1 protein-coding gene is annotated in these 660 nt (G+C 45.8%); it reads left to right on the top strand.

Annotated elements, in window-relative coordinates; genetic code table 11:
- Window positions 1–135: 135 nt before the first annotated feature.
- Window positions 136–660 (top strand): BspA family leucine-rich repeat surface protein (locus RH40_RS03695; protein WP_241209860.1); only part of this gene is annotated, 525 nt, incomplete at its 3' end.

The raw sequence follows: 660 nt of genomic DNA, 5'->3' as shown, positions 1-660 counted from the left end.
AGGTGCCAAAGCCTTTAACCAGCCCATCGGTAACTGGGATACCTCCAAAGTTGCATATATGGTATGAAATGTTTAAAGGCGCCAAAGCCTTTAACCAACCCATCGGTAACTGGGATACCTCCAAAGGTTAAAAATATGAGGGCGATGTTTGAAAGCGCCTCCGCCTTTAACCAAGACATCGGTGGTTGGAATACCTCCAAAGTAAGCGATATGCATGGCATCTTTAAACAGGCCACGAGTTTTGACCAAGACATCAGTCAATGGGATACCTCCAATGTAAAAGGCCCGATTGGAAGCAATTCTGTTACCTGTAATAACAGCGCTATCGGCACCACCTTCAACCATCAAGGTCACACCTATCTGGTTGTTAACGATGAAAGCATTAAAGACCAAGCCCAACTCGATAAACTGGAACTAGGAGAAATCCGCTTTTGTACCTCTCATGTGACTGATATGGATGGCCTCTTCAAAGGAAGGGATTACTTTAATGCTGATATTAGTGACTGGGATACCTCCGAGGTAGTGAAAATGGGTGAGATGTTTGAAGGTGCCACAACCTTTAACCAACCCATCGGTAACTGGGACACCTCCAAAGTAAGGGATATGAAGGGGATGTTTGAGGTGCCGCCGCCTTTAACCAACCCATCGGTGACTGGGATA

It is taken from the genome of Vibrio caribbeanicus ATCC BAA-2122, assembly GCF_000165125.1.
GTDB classification, from domain to species: domain Bacteria; phylum Pseudomonadota; class Gammaproteobacteria; order Enterobacterales; family Vibrionaceae; genus Vibrio; species Vibrio caribbeanicus.
This window is presented reverse-complemented; position numbering and strand designations above follow the sequence as displayed.